The sequence below is a fragment of the Pseudoalteromonas sp. S327 genome (assembly GCF_005886415.1).
In the GTDB taxonomy this organism is placed as follows: Bacteria; Pseudomonadota; Gammaproteobacteria; order Enterobacterales; family Alteromonadaceae; genus Pseudoalteromonas; species Pseudoalteromonas atlantica.
The window spans coordinates 1-3137 of sequence record NZ_PNDP01000049.1; the positions used below are offsets into that span (position 1 = coordinate 1).

Below are 3137 nucleotides of genomic sequence, written 5' to 3' on the forward strand. Positions count from 1 at the left end.
GCACCAGAGGCGGTCCCTGGTTTACCCGCTGCATCGCTTACGCTTGCACTTACGGTAAAGTTGCCCTCAGCAAGGGCTGTTGTAACCGGAACTGACCATGTACCACTTGCGCCCACTGTGGCGGTAATGGTTTGCGCTACACCGGCATTGTCTGTCACAACAATTGTCACTTCACTGCCTTGTGGCGCATCACTTGTGCCGGAGATCGTCGGTGTCGTGTCGTTGCTAACGCCGTTATCTGTAATAACAAGGCTCGGTGGGGTTAAATCAATCTCACCGGTTTCGCTCGCGCTGCCGATATTACCCAGACCATCGTCTACCTCGGCGGTTACCGTGTATTCACCTTGTGCTAATTCACTCGGTGCATCAACGCTCCACACGCCACCGGTTACGGTGGTATCAACAGTCGTAATATTACCCGCGCTATCTTCAAACGTTAAGCTAATGGTGGTGCCATCTGCTGCATCGCTTGTCCCATTAATGGTTGGCGTGGTGTCGTTGGTATCGACCAAGGCATTAATGCTAATGCTTGGCGCGGTGGTGTTCAGCGTGGCGGTTTCACTAACCGTGGTGGTGTTACCGGCGGTGTCGCTCACACTGGCTTCAATGGTCAGCTCACCATCAACCAGTGCATTTGGTACATCAGCTGACCAGCTGCCACCCGCTTGGACTGTGGCTGTAAAGGTTTCGGTGGTAATGCCATCGCTAACGCTGATGCTAATTACCGTGCCGGCTGGTGCATTCGTGGTACCACTAATAGTTGGCGTGCTGTCGTTGGTAGCGCCTACAGTATCGAGTGTCAGAGTCGGGGCAAGGCTATCTATGCTGCCCGATTGCGTAGCGCCGCCTGTATTGCCCGCCGCATCCGTAATGCTGGCTTGTACACTGTAGCTACCATCAGGTAATTCTGGGCTGATTGCCTGCCAGTTGCCGTTGACATCAACGGTGGCGGTGAGCGGTGTTTCATCCCCATTACTGTCGGTGATTACAATCGTCACCACCGTGCCTTCTGGCTCAGTTGAAGTACCACTAATAAGTGGAGTACTGTCGTTACCAAGTCCCAGTGCATCCACGGTTACAACCGGGGTAATGGTATCTACATTGCCACTGCTGTTGGCGGTACTTTCATTGCCTGCGGCATCAGTAATACTGGCCGTTACAGTAAAGTCACCTTGTGCCAACGCACTTGGCACTTCAATATCCCAATGCCCATCCGTACCAACGGTGGTGGTAATGGTTTGCACAGCGCCGTCACTGTCGGTCACGGTGAGTGTTACCGTGCCGCCAATTTCGTTACTGGTGCCTTGCAGTGTCGGGGTTAAGTCGTTTATGTCGCCTACATTTTGTATCGTAAGCGTTGGCGCTTGCGTGTCGATAGTCGTGGTTTCACTCACGGTGGTTTCGTTGCCTACGCTGTCGCGTACGCTCACTTCAATCGTGCTTTCACCTTCACTGAGTGGTGTCGCTGGGGTGGCGCTCCACTCGCCGTTGGCATCAACAAGGGCGGTAATGGTTTGTGGGTTACCGTCACTGTCGGTCACCACAATCGTGACTTGTGCGCCTTCGCCTGCGTCACTTGTGCCGCTGATTATAGGCGTGTTGCTATTGCTTTGTGCATCCACCTCAACTGTGAGTGTAGGTGGTGTGTTATCAAAGTCATCTGAGCTGATTGTGCGTGTGTTCCCTGCTGCATCTGTGGCTGTGGCAATCACAGAGCCTACATCCAGTAGTGATACATCAAGCCCCACCAAAGACCAATTACCGTTGGCATCGGTTGTGGTGGTGTAAGTTACACCCACACCCCCGCCAATAAGTTGCTCGGTGATGGTGATTTCACTGCCTGCTGGCAGGTCAGACGTACCACTTAGGGTAACCAATAAACCAAGCTCGAAGGTCGGCGTAAAGGCAAGGATTGGTGGCGTTACGTCCACTTCGCCGCTGTCTGTCCCTGTGCCCGTGTTGTCCGCTGCATCCGTGATGCTCGCACTCACACTGTAGTTACCTTCAGCTAAATCAGTCGCTGGGGTGGCACTCCAATTACCATTCGCATCGGTTTGTACATCAATAGTTTGTACGGCATTGGCCGCATCCGTAAAGGTTATCGTAACGGTGCTGTTTGGTGCATCACTGGTGCCCGTAACTGTTGGTGTGCTGTCGTTGGTGAGCGCTGGTGCATCCACACTCACACTTGGCGCGGTGGTATCGATGTTACCGCTGCCGGTAATATCAGTGCTGTTACCTGCATCATCGCTAATGCTGGCCTCAATGCTGTACGGTCCTTCTGCAAGTGCAGTCGGTACTTCCACTGAAAAGTTGCCGCTCGCATCCACGGTGGTGGTAAAGGTTTGCTCGACTCCTAAATCATCGATAACCGTAAAGGTGATCACGGTGCCTTCAACCGCATCACTGGTGCCGCTTAGAGTCGGTGTAACATCGTTACTTGAACCTGGGCTGGTTAAATCAAGCGTTGGCGCAATGGTATCAACCTCCCCTGCACCTGTGGCGGTCGCTGTGTTACCCGCTGCATCGCTTACGCTTGCACTTACGGTAAAGTTGCCCTCAGCAAGGGCTGTTGTAACCGGCACTGACCATGTACCCGTTGCGCCCACTGTGGCGGTAATGGTTTGTTGTGCGCCGGCATTGTCTGTCACAATAATTGTCACTTCACTGCCTTGTGGCGCATCACTTGTGCCCGAGATCGTCGGTGTTGTGTCGTTGCTAACGCCGTTATCTGTAATAACAAGGCTCGGTGGGGTTAAATCAATCTCACCGGTTTCGCTCGCGCTGCCGATATTACCCAGACCATCGTCTACTTCTGCGGTCACTGTGTATTCGCCTTCAGCTAATTCACTCGGTGCATCAACGCTCCATACGCCACCGGTTACTGTGGTGGTTGTGGTGATTTCAGCGCCTGAACTGTCTACAAACGTTAAGCTAATGGTGGTGCCATCGGCTGCATCGCTTGTCCCATTAATGGTTGGCGTGGTGTCGTTGGTATCAACCAAGGTATTAATGCTAATGCTTGGCGCGGTGGTGTTCAGCGTGGCTGTTTCACTAACCGTGGTGGTGTTACCGGCGTTGTCGCTCACGCTGGCTTCAATGGTCAGCTCACCATCAACCAGTGCATTTGGTACATC

1 protein-coding gene is annotated in these 3137 nt (G+C 53.2%); it reads right to left on the minus strand.

Annotated elements, in window-relative coordinates:
- Positions 1-3137 (minus strand): beta strand repeat-containing protein (locus CWB60_RS15175; protein ID WP_138628014.1); only part of this gene is annotated, 3137 nt, incomplete at both ends.